This window comes from Paramicrobacterium humi (assembly GCF_900105715.1).
Taxonomy (GTDB): domain Bacteria; phylum Actinomycetota; class Actinomycetes; order Actinomycetales; family Microbacteriaceae; genus Paramicrobacterium; species Paramicrobacterium humi.
This window is the reverse complement of the sequence record NZ_FNRY01000001.1, coordinates 2,460,491-2,479,914: the sequence shown is the minus strand read 5'-3', so window position 1 is coordinate 2,479,914 and position 19,424 is coordinate 2,460,491. Positions and strand designations below refer to the sequence as shown.

The following is a 19,424-nucleotide window of genomic DNA, read 5'->3' as shown; positions in this document are numbered from 1 at the left end:
CGATAGCGCCCCCGCCTTCACCCATGCTGTCTGCGTGCTGTGAGAGCATGGGTTTCACGATTCGTGATGAGAGGGATTCTGCGCACCGTGGAGGCTGACACACCGCGGGTGTCGAGACCGTTGTCTCCGACACCCAAATCACTTGAAGACTTCGCACGGGCCTTCTCGCTCGCCGAACCCGCCACAGAGGCCACGATCACGGGCATCACGCTCGCGAGCGCCATGGTGCAGCCGGGCGACGTGTACGTCGCCACTCCCGGCGCACGGTTCCACGGCGCCCAGTTCGCCGCCGACGCCGTGTCCCGTGGGGCCGTGGCCGTCGTGACGGATGCCGCTGGCGCCACGTCGCTCGCGGATCTCGCCGTCCCTGTCCTCGTGACGCCCGTGAACCCGCGCGAGGTGCTCGGCGCGATGGCCGCGTGGGTGTACGACACCGACAGGGACCGGCCGCCGATGTTCGGCATCACGGGCACGAACGGCAAGACGTCGACGGCGCACCTGCTCGAGGCGATCCTCGTGCAGCTCGGACTGCGCGTGGGCCTGAGCTCGACGGCCGAGCGCCGCGCCGGCGGCGAGAGCTTCCCGTCGCAGCTGACGACGCCGGAGTCCCCCGAGATGCACGCGCTGCTCGCCCGCATGCAGGAGGTCGACGTCGAGGGCATCGTCATCGAGGTGAGCGCTCATGCTCTCTCGCGGCACCGCGTCGACGGCCTCGTTTTCGACGTCGCCGCGTTCACGAACCTGAGTCATGACCACCTCGACGACTACGCCGACATGGCCGACTACCTGAACGCGAAGCTGCAGCTGTTCCAGCCCGACCGCGCCCGCTCGGCCGTCGTGAGCCTGGATTCCCCGGCCGGGCAGCGCGTCGCGGACGCCGCGGGCGTACCGGTCACGACGATCACCTCCCTCGAGGGCGAGAGCGCGGACTGGGTCGTCGACGTGGGAATGGAGAGCCCTGACGCGACGGAGTTCACGCTGCACAGCGCGCGGCACGGATCGCTGTCTACGCGGGTGCCGCTCATCGGCCGGCACATGGCCGCCAACGCGGGCCTCGCGATCGCGATGCTCGTGGAGGCGGGCTTCGAGCTTCACGACATCGACTCCGTGCTCGCCCGCGATGGCGGCATCCGCGTGCACGTCCCGGGGCGTTCGAACCGCATCCCCGTCGTGCACGGGCCCGCCGTGATCATCGATTCCGGCCATTCCCCTGACGCGTTCGAGAAGCTGCTCGAGGCGGCGCGGCACGTGACGCAGGGCAAGGTCATCATGGTCGCGGGGGCGAACGGCAACCGCGACACGACGAAGCGCACCGAGATGGGGCGCGTGTCCGCGCTCGGCAGCGACATTCTCATCGTGACCGATCATCATCCGCGCGACGAGGACCCCGCACAGATCCGGGCCGCCGTGCTCGCGGGCGCTCGCGACGCCCGGCCCGACGGCGACATCCGCGAAGTGCCCGACCCCGCCGACGCCATCCGCGTCGCCGTGGCGGCCGCCGACGAGGACGACACCGTCGTCTGGGCGGGCTTGGCCGGGAAGGACTATCGCGAGATCGCCGGCCAGCACGTGCCGTTCTCGGTTCCCGGCGAAACTCGCGGCGCGCTCCTCGAAGCGGGCTGGCAGCTCGCCCCAGAGGAGTGACCGCAGCCGCCTGAGCTCAGCCGATGACCGCGTCGGCGGTTCGCCTCGCCCACTCCTCCGCGTCGGCGAGCGAGTCACGCGTCAGCTCACCCGCGGCCTCGTGCCGATCGACGACGCGCTCGACGGTGTCGACGATGTCCAGGTAGCCGATGCGCCGGGCGTGGAACGCCGCGACCGCCTGCTCGTTCGCGGCGTTGAACACGGCCGGGTACGTTCCGCCGGTCCGACCGACGCGCTTCGCAAGGGCCACGGCGGGGAAGGCATCCTCGTCGAGCGGCTCGAAGGTCCAAGACTGTGCGCGCGTCCAGTCGAGCGGCACGCCGACGCCCGGCACCCGGTTCGGCCAGTCGAGGCCGAGCGAGATGGGCAGTCGCATGTCCGGCGGGGAGGCCTGGGCGAGCGTCGAGCCATCGGTGAACTCGACCATGGAGTGCACGATCGACTGCGGGTGCACGGTCACGGCGATGTCGTCGTAGTCCACCCCGAACAGCACGTGCGCCTCGATCACCTCGAGTCCCTTGTTCACGAGCGTCGACGAGTTCGTCGTCACGACGAGCCCCATGTCCCACGTCGGGTGCGCGAGCGCCTGCTCGGGAGTGACGCTCGCGAGCGAGGTTCGCGTGCGGCCGCGGAAGGGACCGCCGGATGCCGTGAGGACGAGGCGCCTGACTTCGTGCGGCGCGCCGGCGCGAAGCGCTTGGGCGATCGCCGAGTGCTCGGAATCGACCGGGACGACCTGCTCCGGCGCGGCCGCCCGCGCGACGAGCTCTCCGCCGACGACGAGGGACTCCTTGTTCGCGAGGGCGAGGGTTCTCCCCGCCTCGAGAGCGGCGAGCGTCGGCCCGAGCCCGACGGAGCCCGTGATGCCGTTGAGCACGACGTCAGCGTCGACGTCGCGCACGAGCTGCTCCGCCTCTTCCGCTCCCACTGCCGTGTCGTCCACGTGGAAGGCGTTCGCCTGCTCGGCGAGAAGCTCCCGGTTGCTCCCTGCGGCGAGTCCGACGACGTCGAAGCGCTCCGGGTTGCGACGGATGACATCGAGCGCCTGCGTTCCGATGGAGCCCGTCGAGCCGAGGATGATGACGCGTCTCATGCGTCCACCCTATTGCGAGCCTCGCCGCGCCCGCGGCGTCAGCGCGAGGTCGCGAGGATGTCGACGACGAAGACGAGCGTGTCGGTGCCCTTGATGCCCGCGCTCTCGCTACCGGCCGCGCCGTAGCCCATGTCCGGCGGGATCACGGCGATGACCTGGCTGCCGACCTTCTGCCCGACGAGCGCCTTCGTGAACCCCTTGATCACCTGGTTCGTGGCGAACTGAGACGGCGCGCCTCGCGTCCAGCTCTGGTCGAAGACTTTGCCCGTGCGCCAGTTGACGCCCTGGTACTGCACCGTGACGGTGTCGCCGTCGGCGACCTCTGCGCCATCGCCTTGCTTGAGCACGCCGAGCTGGTAGTCGGCTGGCGCTGCGCGGTCCGGAATCGTGACCGTCGGCGCGCCCGTCTTGTCGAGTTCGACAGCGGGGAGCGAGGCGTCGGCCGCGACCGGCTCGCCCGTCGCCTTGCTCGGTGTGATCGAGAGCACGTCGGCGACGATCACGACACCCTCGTCGGGTCCGACGGAGCCGTCCTGACTGCCCTGGTCGCCCCACGCGTCGCTCGCGGGCGACACCGAGACGACGCGCGAGCCGGTCGGCACGCACTCGATAGCGCGCACGAGGGCGGGGATGAGGGAGTCGTCCGAGATCGTCACTTGCATGGGACCGCCCGCGTAGGAGCTCTGCTGCACGAGCTTGCCGGTGACGGCGTTGTAGAGGGTGACCTCGATGCCGACCATTTCGCCGTGCTTCGTCTCGGCGCCGTCGCCCGTCGTCTGCACCGTCCGCTCGGTCTTCGTCACCTTCAGCGGCGCGTCGAAGCTCGCGGTCGGCTTCTCGCCGATCGCACCCTTCACCGTGACCGAATCGGATGCCGCTCCCGACGTCGTCGCCGCGCAGGTCTCCGCTGCGGGGCTCGCGCTCGAGCTCGGAGCGTCGGACGCCGCGCTCCCTGAGGCGCATCCCGTCAGGAGCAGGAGAAGTGCCGCGGCCGGAGCCACGATGAGGCGTTTGCGCACGGGAGCATCACTTTCGACAGCGAACGGGTTTCCGCTCCAGTCTGCAGCATCCCGCATCACGGAAACCTGAAAGCGCTTCATGCCACCGGCGGAATGAATGCGCGTGTACGGTCGGCACGTGGCTGATGTAACGACGACGATCGCGCCCGCTCGAGCGAAGCGGCCCGGCTTCGTCTACTGGCTCGGCCGCAGCGTGCTGACCCCGATCGTTCGCGGCTACTACCGCCCGCGCGTCACGGGTCGTCAGAACGTGCCGAAGAGCGGTCGCGTGATCTTCGCGAGCAATCACCTCTCGTTCATCGACAGCATCGCGATCCCCGTGTGCTCGCCGCGGCCCGTGCAGTTCCTCGCGAAGTCGAGCTACTTCACCGGCACGGGCGTGAAGGGCTGGGTCGTGCGCACCTTCTTCGGCTCGATCGGAGCGGTCGGGGTGGATCGCGGCGCGGGGCAGGCCGCCCAGGCTGCTCTCAACACGGGCCGCACGATCCTCGAAGCCGAGAACGCGTTCGCCATCTACCCGGAGGGGACCCGGTCCCTCGACGGCCGGCTGTACCGCGGTCGCACCGGAGTGGCGTGGCTCGCTCTCACGACCGGGGCTCTCGTCGTGCCCGTCGGCCTGCGCGGCACCGATGCCATGATGCCGGTCGGCGCCAGCATGCCGCGCCGCGCGAAGGTGAGCGTGGCGTTCGGTGAGCCCATCGACGTGAGCAAGCACGGCGAGGCCCGCTCCGGGAAGGCGCGGCGCGCGGCCACGGACGAGATCATGGCGGCGATCCACGAGCTGAGCGGGCAGGAGCTCGCCGACAGCTACAACGAGGCGCCGCCCGCGAGCACCGTCGAGAAGATCAAGCAGGCCGTGCTGCGCCCCGAACGACTCTGATCCGCATCACGACGCGGCGCACACGCTCGGCTCGACGCGCACGGGGAAGTTCACCGAGTTCGCGATGAAGCACAGTCGGTGTGCGAGTTCGTGCGCCGCCTCGGCGGCATCCGTCATGGACGCGTCGGCGATCGTGACGACAGGACGCAGCACCACCTCGGTGAAGGCTCCGCCGCCCTTCCCATCCTCCTGCAGCGTGCCGGTCGGCTCGTCGGTGTAGGCGGTGACCAGGACGCCGCCGCGGACGGCGGCGTGCAGGTACGACAGCATGTGGCACTGCGCGAGGGCGGTGAGCAGCATCTCCTCGGGGTTCCAGCGGTCCGCGTCGCCGTGGAAGGTGCGATCGGCAGACGCGGCGATGTCGTGCTTGCCGTCGGCGCGCACGACGAGCTGCCTGCCATAGTCGCGGTAGCCGCTCGTTCCGCTCCCGCGGTTTCCCGTCCACTCGATGCCGACTCGGTAGCTGTGGCGTCCCAACATGGCTCAAGCATGCCACTTCGGGCGCGGTAACCTGAATGGTCGGCGACAGCGAAGGGACCGCAACCAGATGGCGCAATTGGGCACGTTCACGGCAGATCAGGCAGCAGAGCTCGCGATCGTGACCCGATCGGGCTTCGTCGAGTCCCGGCATGTCGGCTCTGCTGTCGTGCTCGACCAGCACGGCGAGGTGCAGCGGTCGATCGGCGCGCCGGAGGCTCCCGTGTTCCCGCGCTCTTCGCTCAAGCCGTTCCAGGCGATCGCGGTGATGAACGCCGGCGTGCAGCTGCGCGGACCGCAGGCTGTCCTCGCGACGGCGAGCCATGCCGGCACGATGCGGCACATGTCGACGGTGCGGGCGATGCTCACGACGGCGGGTCTGCCCGAGGACGCTCTGCAGTGTCCGCCCGCGTTCCCCGGCGACCAGGCCACGCGCGACGAGATGGTGCGACAGGGCGTCGGACCCCAGCGCATCGCCATGAACTGCTCGGGCAAGCACGCGGCGATGCTGCTCGCGTGCGTCGCGAACGGCTGGGACGCCGCGAGCTACCTCCACCCGGAGCATCCCCTGCAGCGCGCGGTGCGCGACACGGTCGAGCGGTTCACGGGTGAGAAGCCCGTCGCGACGGCCGTCGATGGCTGCGGGGCTCCCGTGTTCGCGATCTCCCTCATCGGACTCGCGCGCGGCATCGCTCGCGTGCGCACCTCGTCGGCGACGTCGCCGTTCGCGATCTACCGCAACGCAGGAGCGCTCGTGGACGCCGTGCTCGAAGACCCCTGGGCGATCGAGGGACCCGGACGGCCGAACACCGTTGTGATCGAGCGGCTCGGCGTTTTCGCAAAGCTCGGCGCCGAGGGCGTCATGGTCATGGCCGCTCGCGACGGCACGACGGTGGCGCTCAAGGTCCTGGACGGCAGCGGGCGCGCTTCCACCCTCGTCGGACTCGAGCTGCTCGTCGCCGCCGGCGCTCTCCCCCGCCAGGAGGTCGACGACGTGCTCGAGCAGCTCGACCTCACGATAACCGGCGGCGGCGAACCCGTCGGTCGCATCGAGGTGTCGCCGACGCTGTAGCCAGGTTCCCGCGAGCGGTCCGGATCGGCCGTAGGCTGAGGGGCGAGGGCGGAACATGCCCCGACGACACGTGCGCGATGAGGAGCACAATGCGAATAGCGATCCCGACGGAAGTCAAGAACAGCGAGTTCCGCGTGGCCATCACCCCGGCCGGAGTTCACGATCTCAGCGCGGCCGGCCACGAGGTCAAGATCCAGAAGGGCGCGGGCGCCGGATCGTCGATCCCCGACAGCGCCTACGAGGCCGCGGGCGCGACGATGGTCGCCGACGCGGATGCGCTCTGGGCCGCCGCCGACCTCGTCCTGAAGGTCAAGGAGCCGGTCGAGAGCGAGTACCGCCACTTCAGGGAAGATCTCGTCCTCTTCACCTACCTGCACCTCGCCGCCGACGAGGCGCTCACCCGGGCGCTGCTCGAGGCAGGCGTCACCGCGATCGCCTACGAGACCGTGCAACTGCCGGATCGTTCGCTGCCACTCCTCGCCCCCATGAGCGAGGTGGCGGGCCGCCTGTCGGCGATCGTCGGCGCGAACACGATGCTCAAGCCGAACGGCGGGCCCGGGCTTCTCGTGCCGGGCGTGCCGGGCACCCACCCGGCGAAAGTGAGTGTGCTCGGCGGCGGCGTCGCCGGTTCGAACGCCGCGGCGATCGCGCTTGGCCTCGGCGCGCGCGTCACGGTGCTCGACACGAATCTGGCGCGGCTTCGCGAGCTCGACGAGCAGTTCGGCGGCCGCGTCGTCACGATCGCCTCGAACGCCTTCGAGATCGAGCACTCGCTCGTCGACGCTGATCTCGTCATCGGCTCCGTGCTCGTGCCGGGCGCCCGCACTCCGAAGCTCGTGAGCAATGACCTCGTGTCCCGCATGCGGCCGGGAAGTGCGCTCGTCGACATCGCTGTCGACCAGGGCGGCTGTTTCGAGGACAGCCACCCGACCACACACGACGAGCCGACGTTCACCGTGCACGGCTCCGTGTTCTACTGCGTCGCGAACATGCCGGGCGCTGTGCCGCACACGTCGACGTTCGCCCTTGTGAACGCGACGCTGCCATACGTCCGTGCCGTGTCGCGCGACGGGTGGCGTGCCGCGATGCGATCGGACGCGGCCCTCGCCGCCGGTCTCGCGACGACCGCGGGCCGCCTGGTGAGCGAGCCGGTGGCTCGCGCGCACGGCATCGAGCACACCGCACTCGCCGCCGTTCTCGGCTGATCAGAGCGCGCAACGGGTGATGTGGCCGTCAGCGGCGATGCGCCACGCCCGGCCGGGCTGGCGGTGCAGGTACGGGGGCCGCGCCCGAGTGCGCGTGAGGGCACGGTAGTCGACGAGCGGACAGGCTTCGACGACGACCGTGGCGGTGCTGCGCAGAGCGGCGAGCAGCGACCAGTTCGCCTGCCACGCGTCGGCGTCACCGACCACGACGACGCTCGTGAGCTCGCGCATCTCCGCGGGATAGACCGGCGTCGGACCCAGTGTGATGATGTGAACGCCCGGATGCCGCTCCCGCAGCGTCCTGGCCGTCTGGGCGGGGCGACGACAGCTCACGAGCACGATCTGCTCCGCGTCCAGATCGAGCTCGGGAAGCGCGCGAGCGCCACGGCGGCGTCGCATGCGCGTCGTATACGCCAATTGCACGCTCGTGCCGCCCCAGACGCCGTTGCCCGCGCGTCTGTCCTCCGACCAGGTCGCCGTGTCTCCACCGCACAGGATGTGCTCGGCGCGGCTCGGCATTCGAAGCAGCATCGTCGAGTCGAACAAGGCGGCGAGCGCGCTCATCCCGGCCCCGAGGCGCTGGGCCGTCGCCACGACGCAGATGCCGGCGCGCGGCCCGGAGCGCAGCAGCCTGGTCAGGAGCCCGCGCGCGTGCTCGACGTCGTCGTCATCGAGTCGGCCGCACAAGACGTCGAGGTCGTCGATCGTCAGAACCGACCTCGTCGTCGACGGTCCGAGCGCGGTCTCCGCGCGCTCGGCGCTGTCCTCGAGAACATCGAACGCTCGCTCGAGATCGTCGGGCAGCTCGTCGACATGCCACGAGCCGCTGCTCTGCGCCGCGATGACCTGAGCGAGCGTGGTCTTCCCCGACCGCGCGCCGCCGAGCACGAGCAGGCTGCCGTCCGTCGCGGGCCGCCACACCGCAGGCTCTTGCTTCTGCTGTGCCGGCACGTCCCGAAGGCCGAGCGTGAAGGCGTCGGCCGTGCAGGCAAGGCGCTCGAGCGGTATCCGGGGCGGCAGTGGGTCGAGCCACGGTCGCCGAGGCCGCGGCTCCCCCGCATGGCGGGCGGCGACAGCGGCGATGTCGGCATCCGACACCCGGGCGATTTGCGCGACGACGGGGTCCGCGTCGGGCGTGACGACGACGCAGCGTCCCGCCGGGGTCACGGGGAGAGAGGCGGCGGTGTCGACGCCCGTCACGGCAAGTGCGTCTGCACGGTTGTTGACGCGGAGGCTGAGCCGCAGGGTGCAGTTCGCGAGCAGCGAGTCGCGCACGACGCCGGTTGGACGCTGCGTGCACAGCACGAGGTGCATGCCGAGCGATCGGCCGCGTGCGGCGATGTCGACGAACAGGGCGTGCAGTTCGGGGAAGCCCTCGAGCATCGCCGCGAACTCGTCGACCACGATGACGAGGCGAGCGAGTCCGGAGCGCAGTTCCGCGATGTCCTGGACGCCGTGCTCCCGCAGCGTCCGCTCGCGGTAGCGCACCTCGGCGCGAAGGCTCTCGAGCGCGCGCGTCGCGGCCGCCGGGTCGAGATCGGTTATCACTCCCACGACGTGCGGCAGCCGTTGGAGGGGTGCGAAGGTCGCCCCGCCCTTGAAGTCGACGAGGAGCATCGAGACCTCGCTGGGCGAATGCGCGGCGGCGAGTCCGAGCACCCACTTTGCGAGAAGCTCGCTCTTCCCGCTCCCCGTGGTTCCGCCGATGATGGCGTGTGGACCGTGCTCCACGAGATCGACGCTGACGCTCGAGCGCGCGGCGAGCCCGATCGGGACGGAGAGCGCTCCCCCGTCGGGATCCCGCGCCAGGTCGTCCCAGTGCGCGCTCACGGGCGGTTCACCGTCCTCGCCGACCACACCGGTCTCCGCGGCGAGCGCGGAGAGGGCAGCCGCGTAGGCGTGCGCGGCCGCCGCCGTGACGGGGTGAGTGAGAACCGTGATGCGATCGGCGGGGTTGTCGGCGCTCATCCAGGTCGCGGTCAGACCGGTCGAGCACTCGATGATCTCGCGACAGTGAGCGGGAACGGCGTCGACGACGCGCGCGACAGCGAGAGTGATGTCCGCGGGGACCGCTGGTGCGGTCGCGTCTTCCACGACGCTCACTGTCATCGCTGCGTCGGCGCTGCGCCGCGACAGGTGCGGCAGGGACCGCGCCCACTCCCAGCCCTCATCGGGCAGCGCCACGATCCTCAGTCGCGTCGGGTCGACCGCGTGGCACAACTGGAGCAGGTAGCCGCGCGCGACGGCTCGAGCGAGCGCTGTGGCGCCCACGACGCCGATGCCGAGCGTGGCATCGGCGGTGCACGGTGCCGCCGCAAGCGTCGAGGCGTGCTCACGGAGCCCCGTGTGCGCCTCGTCGCCCGCGGCGCCGCCGAGGACGACGCCGCTCGGTCGGTCGCCCAGTCCGAGGGTGATGGTGCGCGCGCGTTCCGTCGATGCTCGCCAGCGCGACGCTCGGCCGGCATCCGCGAGCACTTCGCGCGCCGTCGGCGACGCTGTGAGCCGCGAGCGCCGCTCGCCGTCGTGCGCGGCAGAGACCAGCTCTCGCACCTCGACGAGCCGCTCCTGATACTCGCGTTCCTGCTTCCGCAGCGATCGACGGGCGAAGAGCCGACTGTCGACGACGCTGGCGATGGCGATCACGGGCCCCAGGATCGCGAACATGAGAACGTACGGCGAGCGGGTCACGGCCGAGATGGCGACGGACGCGACGACGGGCGCGAGACTCGCGATGAACGGGAATGGAGACCGCGGCGGCGTGCCCGGGACGGCGGGGACGCGGATCTCAGTCGGGAAGGCCATCTGTAGAGATCAGCATGCCGAGCATGCGGCCGGACTGCGTTCCCGTCGAATCGTGGACGACGGCGGAAGCGGCGAGGTTGTGGACGAGTTACTCGGCGTCCGGCTCGGCAGTCTCGGCCTGCGCGGCGATGACGTCGAGCACAAGCACGGTGACGTTGTCGCGACCGCCGTTCTCGACGGCCGCCTCGATCATGAGGTTCGCTGCGTCCAGCGGCTCGGCGCCGCGCTCGAGGAAATGCTGGATGCCGAAATCCGTGAGTTCTTTCGTGAGGCCGTCGGAGCAGATCACCCAGCGCGTCCCGGCCTCGACGGGACGCCGGAGGTAGTCGGGCACGGGATCCTCCGTGAACCCGACGGCGCGCGTGATGACGTTGCCGTGGGGGTGCGTCTCGGCCTCCTCGGGCGAGATGGCGCCGATGGCGATGAGCTCCTGCACGACGGAGTGATCCGTCGTCACCTGCTCGAGTTCCTCGTCGCGGAGGACGTAGACGCGGGAGTCACCGATGTTGAAGACGTTCCAGGTCGCGTCGTCGCCGTCGGGGCTGAACACGATTCCCGTCACGGTTGTTCCCGTGCCGGCGTCGATGTCCTCGTCCGAGTCCGCGAGATCCTTCACGGCGCCGCGCAGGGCCTCTTCGATTCCGGCCTCCGTCACGTCGGCACCGGTCGCGGCGAGCGCGCTGAGCCGGTCGACGACGGCGGCGCTCGCGATCTCGCCCGCGGAGTAGCCGCCCATGCCGTCGGCCACGGCGAAGATCGGGAAGACTCCCATGACGGAGTCCTGATTGACTTCCCTCTTGCGGCCGACGTGGGTGGCCGTGGCCCACGACAGGGTCAGCGTCGTGCCTCGCACAGTCACGGTGCGGGAGTCCGTGAACGTGGTCGCTTGAGACACGTCGGCCCTTTCGCTCGCATGGGACGCGCACAGAAGTCGTCCTAGCGTGCAATAGTACCGTTTCGTCGGGCTCCGACTGACCGCGGGATCAGAAGCCGAGCCCATCGGCGTCAGCGAACGCGTCCCAATCGCTGTCGAGCTCGTCGCCGTCGGCGAACGCCCAGTCCGGCATGTGCCCCGCGGCGAGCACGCTCGAGAGGATCTCCGCGAGACCGTAGGTGCTGTCGACGCTCGCGACGCGAGCCAGCCAGGGCGCCGCCACCGAATTGAGGCCGAGCGCCCAGTAGATCCAGGCGATCAGCGTGTAGCTCGCGGCGCGCTCGGAGAGCGGCAGGAGAGATGCGACGCGCTTGAGCAGCGTGAGGGAGCGTCGCAGCCTGTCGACGTCGGGTCGGACGGAGATCTTGCCGATGAGCGCGACCATCCACGCGTCGTCGCGCGCCTCGCTCTCGCTCCTGCTGGTCAGCAGCGTGCTGCGGAGGATGTGCGTACCGGTGACGGAGCCCCATGCCCACTCGTACAGGAGAACGTCGCGAAACGCGGGAAGGCGCATGAGAGCGCCGAGGGCCGCGGCATCCGCCACCGTGATCTCGCCTCCGGCGGCGAGGCAGTGTTCGGCGAAGAGCACGAGATCGCCCCTCATCGCGGTGTCGTCGAAGACCGATCGTGCGGCGGCGTCCAGGTCGCACATGACGGCGGGCCACGCCGCCGGGCACATGCGAACGTAGCGGCGCGCGCACTGCTCGCCATCTCGCAGGTTCGCCGAGGGAAGCGCGGCCTCCTCATCGGGGTCGAGGAGCGACGGCGCTTCGTCGAGGCCCTCCGGCACTCGGATCTCGGCGAGATCCCGCGGCGTCCAACTGCCGTCGTCGTCGAGGTAGCTGCCCCAGCCGTCGGCGGCGACGCACAACGCGTCGTGCACGTCGAGACCGTCGGCGCGCGCCGTGCGGATGACGAGCATCACGATGTCGCCGAGCGGCGGTCGGCCGTCGTCGGCGTAGCGCGCCGGTGTGTACACGACGGGCACCACGCCCGTCACGCCGGGCAGCCGCATCATCGTGCCGAGGGCCGAGACGATGCCGGCGGCGAGCTCATCGGCGTCGACGCCCTGCGGGGGCAGGCCGACCCGCAGCGCCCCGCACGTCTGATGGTCGCTGAACGCGACGAGCACGAGGCAATTGCGCGGCGTGATCGCGACGAGGTATGGGATGTACGAGAGCAGTTCGGCGGCACCGTCGGCGCGAACGTTTGTTGTGGTCATGCTCCCCAGTGTGAGCAGTCGGCGAGGTTCCGGTTCCGGCGGCCGGCGCGGCTGTGGAAAGCTTCGCCTAGGCGCCGTCCTGTGGAGAACCGACGGTGCTGAGATCCACAGCGAGCGAGTCGCCCGCCACCTCTTCGTCGAGCGGGGCGTCGAACTGCGCCTGGTACAGCGCGGCATACGCTCCGCCCCTCTCGAGCAGCTCGTCGTGGCTCCCCGACTCGACGATGCTGCCGTTCTCCATCACGAGGATGAGATCGGCGTCGCGGATCGTGGACAGCCGGTGGGCGATGACGAAGCTCGTCCGGTCGGCGCGCAGGGCCTCCATCGCCTTCTGCACGAGGACTTCGGTACGCGTGTCGACGGAGCTCGTCGCCTCGTCGAGGATGAGGATGCTGGGTTTCGCGAGGAACGCGCGAGCGATCGTGAGCAGCTGCTTCTCCCCCGCGCTCAGGTTCGAGGCCTCGTCGCCCAGCACGGTGTCGTAGCCGTCGGGGAGCGAGTGCACGAACCGGTCGACGTAGGAGGCCGTCGCCGCGTCGAGAATCTCCGCTTCCGTGGCATCCGGTCTTCCGTACGCGATGTTCTCGCGGATGGTTCCCTCGAACAGCCACGTGTCCTGCAGCACCATGCCCGTGCGCGAGCGCAAGTCGTCGCGGGTCATCTGGCTGATGTCCACGCCGTCGAGCGTGATGCGCCCCGCGTTCACCTCGTAGAAGCGCATGATGAGGTTCACGAGGGTCGTCTTGCCGGCTCCCGTCGGACCGACGATCGCGACGGTGTGCCCCGGCTCGGCGACGAGGCTGAGGTGCTCGATGAGCGGGGTGTCGGGGCTGTAGCTGAACGACACGTCCTCGAACCGCAGCAGGCCCTTGCCCTCCTCGGCGACGGCGGGGACGGCAGGGTCCGGTGACTGCGACTCCGCGTCGAGGACCTCGAAGACGCGCTCCGCCGAGGCGACGCCCGACTGCAGCAGGTTCATCATGGAGCCGAGCTGCGCGAGCGGCTGCGTGAACTGGCGGGAGTACTGGATGAACGCCTGGATGTCACCGATCGCCATGGTGCCGCCGGCGACCATGAGGCCGCCGACCACGGCGATGCCGACGTACACGAGGTTGCCGACGAAGGTCATCGCAGGCATGATCATCCCCGAGATGAACTGCGCGCCGAAGCTCGCGGTGTACAGTTCATCGTTCTTCCGCCGGAAGGCTTCGCCGACCTCGCGGCGACGACCGAACACCTTCACGAGCGCGTGCCCGGTGAAGCCCTCTTCGATCTGGGCGTTGAGCTCGCCCGTGTGCCGCCACTGCGCGACGAAGCGGGCCTGGGAGCGCTTGGCGATGAGCACCGTGATGATGATGCTGAACGGGATGGTGATGAGCGCGATGAGCGCGAGGAGCGGCGAGATGACGAACATCATCACGACGACGCCGATGACGGTCAGCAGGCTCGTGACCACTTGGCTCAGGGTCTGCTGCAGGCTCTGCGAGATGTTGTCGATGTCGTTCGTCACCCGGCTGAGCAGCTCGCCGCGCGGGGTGCGGTCGAAGTAGCTCAGCGGGAGGGCGTGCACCTTGTCCTCGACGTCTCGGCGCAAGCGGTACACCGTGCGCTGCACGACGCCGTTGAGGATGAGCGCCTGCACCAGGCCGAACGCGAACGCCGCCACGTAGACGACGAGCACGAGCAGCAGAACCTGCACGAGCTTGTCGAAGTCGATGCCCTGGCCGGGCGTGAGGTGCATGCTGCTGAGCATGTCGGCCTGCTGGTTCTCGCCCTGAGCGCGCAGTCCCTCGACGATCTGCTGCTTCGTCAGGTTCGCGGGCAGGTGCTGCGAGATGCTGCCCTCGAACACGAGGGTGGTCGCGTTGCCGAGCAGCTTCGGCCCGATGACGCTGAGCGTCACACTCGCGATCGTCAGGAGCAGGACGAGTGCGATGCGCAGCCGTTCCGGGCGCAGCCGGCCCATGAGCCGCTTGGCGCTCGCCCGGAAGTTCATGGCCTTCTGCACGGGCGCCATGCCGCCCATCGGGCCTCGCCCGCCGCCCGCGGGGCGCTGCGGAGTCTTCTCCGTCTTCGCTGTCTCGCTCATGCGGCCTCCTCGGGGGTGAGCTGCGACTCGACGATCTCGCGGTAGGTCTCGTTCTCCTCGAGCAATTGCTCGTGCCGCCCGCGACCGACGATGCGGCCGTTCTCGAGCACGAGGATCTGGTCGGCATCCGTGATCGTCGACACCCGCTGGGCGACGATCACTTGCGTGGCATCACCGACCGAGCGTGACAGCGCCCGGCGCAGGCGCGCGTCGGTCGCGAGGTCGAGTGCCGAGAACGAGTCGTCGAAGACGAAGATGTCGGGCCTCCTCACGAGAGCCCGCGCGATGGCGAGGCGTTGCCGTTGGCCGCCCGAGACGTTTGTGCCGCCCTGGGCGATGGGCGAGTGGATGCCGTCGGGCATCGCGCTCACGAAGTCCTTCGCCTGCGCGATCTCCAGGGCGTGCCACATCTCGTCGTCGCTGGCGTCGACCTTGCCGTAGTGCAGGTTCGACTCGACAGTTCCGCTGAACAGGTACGGCTTCTGCGGCACGAGCCCGATCGAGCTCCACAGCACGTCAGGATCAAGCTCGGCCACGTCGACGCCGCCGACCCGCACGTGCCCGCCGGTCGCATCGAACAGCCGTGGAAGGAGGTTCACGAGAGTCGTCTTGCCGGCTCCTGTCGCGCCGATGATGGCGGTCGTGGTGCCCGGCTCCACGACGAAGCTGAGGTTCTGCAGGACGGGCTCCGCGGCACCGGGGTACGCGAAGGAGACGTCGTCGAACTCGATGAGGCCCGGGCTCGGCATCGCCGTCGTCGGGTTCGTCGAGAACTCGACGCTCGATTCCGTTCCCAGCACCTCGCCGATTCTCTCGGCGCACACGGCGGCGCGGGGCACCATCATGAACATGAATGTCGACATCATGACGGCCATCAGGATCTGCATGAGGTATTGCAGGAACGCCATGACAGTGCCGACCTGCATGCCGCCGTCTTCGATGCGGAACGCCCCGAACCAGAGCACGGCGATGCTGGAGAGGTTGAGCACGAGCATGACGAGCGGGAACATGAGCGCCATGTATCGACCGGCGCGCAGGGCGGTGTCGGTCACGTCGTCGTTCGCGACGTTGAACCGGCTGCGCTCGGTGCGCTCTCGCACGAACGCTCGGATCACCCGGATTCCGGTGAGCTGCTCACGGAGCACTTGGTTGACGCGGTCGATCCGACGCTGCATCTGACGGAACAGCGGCACCATGCGCACGATGATGATTCCGACCGAGACGAGCAGAACGGGGATCGAGACGGCCATGAGCCACGAAAGCTGCAGATCCTGCTGCAGGGCCATGATCACGCCGCCGATCGCGAGGATGGGCGCGGTGACCATGAGCGTGCAGCTCATGAGCACGAGCATCTGCACCTGCTGCACGTCGTTCGTGTTGCGCGTGATGAGCGAGGGCGCCCCGAACCGGGCGACCTCCCGTTCGGAGAACTCGGCGACGCGATCGAAGACGGCGCCGCGCACGTCGCGGCCGAGCGCCATCGCCGTCTTCGCTCCGAAGTACACGGCGACCACCGAGCAGATGACCTGGCCGAGCGAGATCGCGAGCATCACGCCGCCGACGCGCAGGATGTAGCCGGTGTCGCCGGTCGCGACGCCCTTGTCGATGATGTCGGCGTTGAGCGTCGGCAGGTACAGTGAGGCGATCGACTGCGCGAGCTGGAAGACGACGACGCCCACCAGCAGCATCCGATGAGGTCTCAAGAAGCGCGTGAGCAGCTTCCACAACATAGCGGTTCCTATCCTTGCGATTCTGATCGTGGGGCGCCGACGACCCCGTGCATGATGATGTGTGCGAGTTCGGCGTCGTCGAACTCGATGCCCGCGTTCACCATGGGAAACGCGGACGCGAACGTGAGCAGGCGCACGATGTGCGCGACACGGACCGGCGGCAGCGTCAGGCGCTCGAGGTCCGGCGCGAGAAAGTCCGCGACGATCGAGGCGTACACCTGCCGCTGGTCGCGTCGGTCGGGATGCCGCGGGCCGATGACGCTCGCGAGACGGAAGATTCCCGTGAAGCGCTCCCGCATCAGCCGGATGAGCTCCCGCAGCTTCACGTCGAGGGACCACTCCGGGCTGATGTGCCGCAACTGCTCGCGAAACGGCTCGGGATCGAAGTACTTGTCGATCGCGGCGGACACGACGCTGTCCTTGTCGCCGAACACCCGGAAGATGGTGCCTTCCGCGATTCCCGCGGCCTGCGCGATCTGGCGGGACGTCACGCCGGTGCCGTGCTCAAGCAGCAAGGGCACGACGACGTCGAGGATCATCTCCCGCCGGTCCTCCGCCGACATCGGGGCAGCGCGCTTCGTCTTGCTGATCGTCACCCCGAGAGCATAACTGAGTGAGCACTCACTCAGCAAGGGAGCTAGTCGAAGATCTCGCTGATCGCGCGAACCTCATCGGCACTCGGCTGCCATGCCGTCGCGGCATCCGCGTTCTGTCTCACCTGCTCGGGGCTCGTCGCCCCCGCGATGACGCTCGCGAGCGCCGGCTGCGCGAGGAGCCAGCCGAACGTCGCCTGCAGCATGCTGATGCCGCGCTCCTCGCAGAACGCGCGGTACGCCTCGAGCGCATCCCATGGCGCGTCGTCGATGATGTGCCGGCGTTGCCGCATGATTCGCGAGTCGTCCGGCCCGCCTGACCGTGTGAACTTGCCGGTGAGCAGGCCGTTATGCAGCGGGAAGTACGGCAGGAAGCCCACTCCGAAGCGGTTCGCGGCGGGAAGGACGTCCCGCTCGGCGTCGCGCACGATGAGGCTGTACTGATTCTGCGCGGAGATGAACCGCGGGTGCTCGTGCAGCCGTGCCGTGAACTCGGCTTCCACGAGCTGCCACGCGGACAGGTTCGAGTGGCCGATGTAGCGGACCTTGCCTTCGACGATGAGCTCGTCGAGGGCCGCGAGCGTCTCTTCGATCGGCGTCACGTCGTCGGGCGTGTGCAGCTGGTAGAGGTCGATCCAGTCGGTCTGCAGCCGCCGAAGCGACGCCTCCACGGCGAGTCGCACGTAGCGGCGCGATCCCTTCGCGCCCCACCCTGCGATGCCGACGTCGGCGCCGCTGTGGCCGAACTTCGTCGCGAGCACGACGTCGTCGCGCTTGCCCCTCAGCGCGTTGCCCATGAGCGTCTCGCTCAAGCCGGGGTGCTTGCCGTACATGTCGGCCGTGTCGAAGAACGTGATGCCGGCGTCGAGAGCCGCGCCGATGACGGCGTCGGTGCCGGACTGGTCCTCCGTCACGGTTCCGGAGCGGCCGAAGTTGTTGCACCCCAGACCCGTGGCGGACACCATGAGGCCGGAGGTTCCGAGGGGTCGATAGCTCATTTCACGCATGCCCCCACGTTATCGTCGTTCACAGGCCCGGAGCGGACAGAGTTATGCACCGACTCGCGTTCCGCGCTGAGGTCGCGACGGAGCGCCCCTAGCCTCGCGTCATGACGCAGACTCTCCTCGACATTCCCGAATACCTCGCCGTCGTCTCCACCCCTATCGGCCGCATCGAGCTCGTGAGCGACGGCGAGTCGCTGACCGGCATCGCCATCGAAGACGACGGCGCACTCCCCCACGACGACCTGCCGCGCCGCACGACGGGGCTCATCGACGAGGCGGTCGCGCAGCTGGGCGAGTACTTCGTCGGCGACCGCACGCAGTTCTCCGTGCCGTTCACGCTCACCGGAACGGCGTTCCAGCTCGCCGTGTGGAACGCCCTCGATCTCGTGCCGTTCGGCGCGGTGGTGAGCTACGCGAGCCTCGGCTACACGGCCGTCGGCAGCCGCGGTGGACGCGCCATCGGCCGCGCGGTGGCGGCGAATCCGCTGCCGATCATCGTGCCGAGCCACCGCGTCGTCTCGAGCACCGGCCGCATCACGGGCTTCAGCGGCTCGAACGGGCGGGACATCAAGGCGTGGCTGCTTGACCACGAGGGCGCCGACTACGCGGCGTAGCCGGCTCAGACGATGAGCGCGAGTTCACCGTCGGCGTCCTCGAGCCGGATGCCGCCTCTCGCCGCCCAGTCGAGGAGTTCCGTCACGTCCGAGAAGTCGATGCCGGACTGGATGAGGGCGCGGCTGAATGCGCCCTTCGCCTTCTTGTTGAAGTGGTTGAGGGCGCGGCGCGTGCCACCCTCCGCTTCGGTGAGGACGCGAACGTACCGGACCCGGCCGTCGGTCGGCGCCGGTCCGAGCTTCGCGTACCCCTCGGAGCGCAAGTCGAGGATGAGCCCGTCATGCTCGGCGAGCTGCGCGCTCACGCTCGCCGACCAGTGCCGCTTGAGCGGAAGCTCGGGAACGCGGGAGTCATGGGAGAGCCGATAGGCGGGAATCGGGTCGAGCGCGCCGATGAGCCCGAACAGCGCCGAGTGCACGGCGACGTGCCGCCCCGCGAACGCCCGCTCCGCCGTACTGAGGCTCTGCGCATCGAGCGCGTCGAAGAGCACGCCGGTGTAGCGATCGATAGCGGGCATCGTGGCGGCGCGCCGCAGCGCCCGGTTCGTCTCCACCTCCGCGTGCTGCTTGGGTCCGAGCTTGAGCGCCGCGATCGTGGCGTCGGCGTCCCCGGCAAGCGCCACGACAGCGCCCACGAGCGCGCGTCGTTGAGGGTCGAGGGCAGGGAACGAGAGCGTCCCTGGAGACAGCGAACGCCCCGTGCCGCCCTGCCGCTTCGTCTCAGACGGAGGCAGCAGGATCAGCACGGGGCGTTCGGGTGAAGAGAGAAAGAGAGTTACTTGACGAGAGACGCGTTGCCGGCGACGACGGTGACGGTGTTGTTCTCGACGGACAGGAAGCCGTCGTCCGCCGTGGCCGTGACCTTCTCGCCCGTCGAGGTCGTGACGCGCACCTCGCCCTTGGAGAGGATGGCGAGCATCGGCTCGTGACCGGCCATCACGCCGATCTCACCCTCGACCGTCTTGGCGATGACCAGTGACGCCTCCCCCGACCACACTTCGTGGTCGGCGGCGACGACGCTGACCTGCAGCGAACGCTCCGCCATG

At 69.4% G+C, this 19,424-nt stretch carries 17 protein-coding genes; 5 read left to right on the top strand and 12 right to left on the bottom strand.

Annotation, left to right across the window (positions count from 1 at the left end; translation table 11 throughout):
• Positions 1-120 precede the first annotated feature (120 nt).
• Complete coding sequence (locus BLV49_RS12340) at positions 121-1,644, top strand: Mur ligase family protein (protein ID WP_245723643.1); 1,524 nt, start codon at positions 121-123, stop codon at positions 1,642-1,644.
• 16 nt (positions 1,645-1,660) lie between these two features.
• Here BLV49_RS12340 and dxr read toward each other — a convergent pair whose 3' ends face one another.
• Entirely contained in the window at positions 1,661-2,737 is a 1,077-nt protein-coding gene (dxr, locus tag BLV49_RS12335) for a 1-deoxy-D-xylulose-5-phosphate reductoisomerase (RefSeq protein ID WP_091184815.1), read from the bottom strand.
• Positions 2,738-2,775: 38 nt separating this feature from the next.
• Positions 2,776-3,813 (bottom strand): FKBP-type peptidyl-prolyl cis-trans isomerase, encoded by a 1,038-nt coding sequence (locus BLV49_RS12330; RefSeq protein WP_091184812.1) that lies wholly within the window; start codon positions 3,811-3,813, stop codon positions 2,776-2,778.
• A gap of 61 nt (positions 3,814-3,874) precedes the next feature.
• Between BLV49_RS12330 and BLV49_RS12325 the strand changes: the two genes are divergently transcribed.
• Complete coding sequence (locus BLV49_RS12325; protein WP_245723642.1) at positions 3,875-4,636, top strand: lysophospholipid acyltransferase family protein; 762 nt, start codon at positions 3,875-3,877, stop codon at positions 4,634-4,636.
• A 6-nt stretch (positions 4,637-4,642) separates the two neighbouring features.
• Here the strand turns inward: BLV49_RS12325 and BLV49_RS12320 are convergent, their stop codons facing one another.
• Positions 4,643-5,116 carry an OsmC family protein gene (locus tag BLV49_RS12320; protein ID WP_091184807.1) on the bottom strand — a complete coding sequence of 158 codons (474 nt, stop codon included), beginning with the start codon at positions 5,114-5,116 and terminating at the stop codon, positions 4,643-4,645.
• A gap of 67 nt (positions 5,117-5,183) precedes the next feature.
• Here BLV49_RS12320 and BLV49_RS12315 point away from each other — a divergent pair, with 67 nt between their 5' ends.
• Positions 5,184-6,185, top strand: coding sequence for an asparaginase (locus BLV49_RS12315; protein ID WP_091184806.1), 1,002 nt, complete (start codon positions 5,184-5,186; stop codon positions 6,183-6,185).
• An 89-nt stretch (positions 6,186-6,274) separates the two neighbouring features.
• Positions 6,275-7,390 (top strand): alanine dehydrogenase, encoded by a 1,116-nt coding sequence (ald, locus tag BLV49_RS12310; protein WP_091184803.1) that lies wholly within the window; start codon positions 6,275-6,277, stop codon positions 7,388-7,390.
• Here the strand turns inward: ald and BLV49_RS12305 are convergent, their stop codons facing one another.
• The 7 genes from BLV49_RS12305 to BLV49_RS12275 all read right to left on the bottom strand — a co-directional run bounded on the left by BLV49_RS12305 (position 7,391) and on the right by BLV49_RS12275 (position 17,767).
• Positions 7,391-10,192, bottom strand: coding sequence for an FtsK/SpoIIIE domain-containing protein (locus BLV49_RS12305; protein WP_091184800.1), 2,802 nt, complete (start codon positions 10,190-10,192; stop codon positions 7,391-7,393).
• A gap of 88 nt (positions 10,193-10,280) precedes the next feature.
• Positions 10,281-11,087, bottom strand: coding sequence for a PP2C family protein-serine/threonine phosphatase (locus BLV49_RS12300; RefSeq protein WP_245723641.1), 807 nt, complete (start codon positions 11,085-11,087; stop codon positions 10,281-10,283).
• A gap of 88 nt (positions 11,088-11,175) precedes the next feature.
• A complete protein-coding gene (locus BLV49_RS12295) occupies positions 11,176-12,348 on the bottom strand; it encodes a DUF4192 family protein (protein ID WP_176980836.1) in 1,173 nt (390 codons plus the stop codon).
• Between the two features lie 67 nt (positions 12,349-12,415).
• Positions 12,416-14,437 carry an ABC transporter ATP-binding protein gene (locus tag BLV49_RS12290; protein WP_091184789.1) on the bottom strand — a complete coding sequence of 674 codons (2,022 nt, stop codon included), beginning with the start codon at positions 14,435-14,437 and terminating at the stop codon, positions 12,416-12,418.
• Positions 14,434-16,167, bottom strand: coding sequence for an ABC transporter ATP-binding protein (locus BLV49_RS12285; RefSeq protein ID WP_091184785.1), 1,734 nt, complete (start codon positions 16,165-16,167; stop codon positions 14,434-14,436). The genes BLV49_RS12290 and BLV49_RS12285 overlap by 4 nt, the downstream gene beginning before the upstream one ends.
• An 8-nt stretch (positions 16,168-16,175) precedes the next feature.
• Positions 16,176-16,763, bottom strand: coding sequence for a TetR/AcrR family transcriptional regulator (locus BLV49_RS12280; RefSeq protein ID WP_245723640.1), 588 nt, complete (start codon positions 16,761-16,763; stop codon positions 16,176-16,178).
• A 41-nt stretch (positions 16,764-16,804) separates the two neighbouring features.
• Positions 16,805-17,767, bottom strand: coding sequence for an aldo/keto reductase (locus tag BLV49_RS12275; RefSeq protein ID WP_091184782.1), 963 nt, complete (start codon positions 17,765-17,767; stop codon positions 16,805-16,807).
• A gap of 101 nt (positions 17,768-17,868) precedes the next feature.
• On the opposite strand from BLV49_RS12275, the gene BLV49_RS12270 reads away from it, so the two are divergent.
• Positions 17,869-18,378, top strand: coding sequence for a methylated-DNA--[protein]-cysteine S-methyltransferase (locus BLV49_RS12270; protein ID WP_091184778.1), 510 nt, complete (start codon positions 17,869-17,871; stop codon positions 18,376-18,378).
• Between the two features lie 5 nt (positions 18,379-18,383).
• On the opposite strand, the gene BLV49_RS12265 is transcribed toward BLV49_RS12270, so the two are convergent.
• Together BLV49_RS12265 and BLV49_RS12260 are read right to left on the bottom strand one after the other, a co-directional pair.
• The gene (locus tag BLV49_RS12265; RefSeq protein ID WP_091184776.1) at positions 18,384-19,124 is read right to left on the bottom strand and encodes a YaaA family protein; all 741 of its coding nucleotides are present in this window, start codon (positions 19,122-19,124) and stop codon (positions 18,384-18,386) included.
• 29 nt (positions 19,125-19,153) lie between these two features.
• On the bottom strand, positions 19,154-19,423 hold the full coding sequence (locus BLV49_RS12260; protein WP_091184773.1) for a F0F1 ATP synthase subunit epsilon: 270 nt from the start codon (positions 19,421-19,423) through the stop codon (positions 19,154-19,156).
• Position 19,424: the final 1 nt, after the last annotated feature.

Excerpts from the sequence above, each read along its gene's own strand:
- dxr (WP_091184815.1), bottom strand. The coding sequence starts at position 2,737 with ATGAGACGCGTCATCATCCTCGGCTCGACGGGCTCCATCGGAACGCAG.
- BLV49_RS12330 (WP_091184812.1), bottom strand. The coding sequence starts at position 3,813 with ATGCGGGATGCTGCAGACTGGAGCGGAAACCCGTTCGCTGTCGAAAGT.
- BLV49_RS12320 (WP_091184807.1), bottom strand. The coding sequence starts at position 5,116 with ATGTTGGGACGCCACAGCTACCGAGTCGGCATCGAGTGGACGGGAAAC.
- BLV49_RS12315 (WP_091184806.1), top strand. The coding sequence starts at position 5,184 with ATGGCGCAATTGGGCACGTTCACGGCAGATCAGGCAGCAGAGCTCGCG.
- ald (WP_091184803.1), top strand. The coding sequence starts at position 6,275 with ATGCGAATAGCGATCCCGACGGAAGTCAAGAACAGCGAGTTCCGCGTG.
- BLV49_RS12305 (WP_091184800.1), bottom strand. The coding sequence starts at position 10,192 with ATGGCCTTCCCGACTGAGATCCGCGTCCCCGCCGTCCCGGGCACGCCG.
- BLV49_RS12295 (WP_176980836.1), bottom strand. The coding sequence starts at position 12,348 with ATGACCACAACAAACGTTCGCGCCGACGGTGCCGCCGAACTGCTCTCG.
- BLV49_RS12290 (WP_091184789.1), bottom strand. The coding sequence starts at position 14,437 with ATGAGCGAGACAGCGAAGACGGAGAAGACTCCGCAGCGCCCCGCGGGC.
- BLV49_RS12285 (WP_091184785.1), bottom strand. The coding sequence starts at position 16,167 with ATGTTGTGGAAGCTGCTCACGCGCTTCTTGAGACCTCATCGGATGCTG.
- BLV49_RS12275 (WP_091184782.1), bottom strand. The coding sequence starts at position 17,767 with ATGCGTGAAATGAGCTATCGACCCCTCGGAACCTCCGGCCTCATGGTG.
- BLV49_RS12270 (WP_091184778.1), top strand. The coding sequence starts at position 17,869 with ATGACGCAGACTCTCCTCGACATTCCCGAATACCTCGCCGTCGTCTCC.
- BLV49_RS12260 (WP_091184773.1), bottom strand. The coding sequence starts at position 19,423 with ATGGCGGAGCGTTCGCTGCAGGTCAGCGTCGTCGCCGCCGACCACGAA.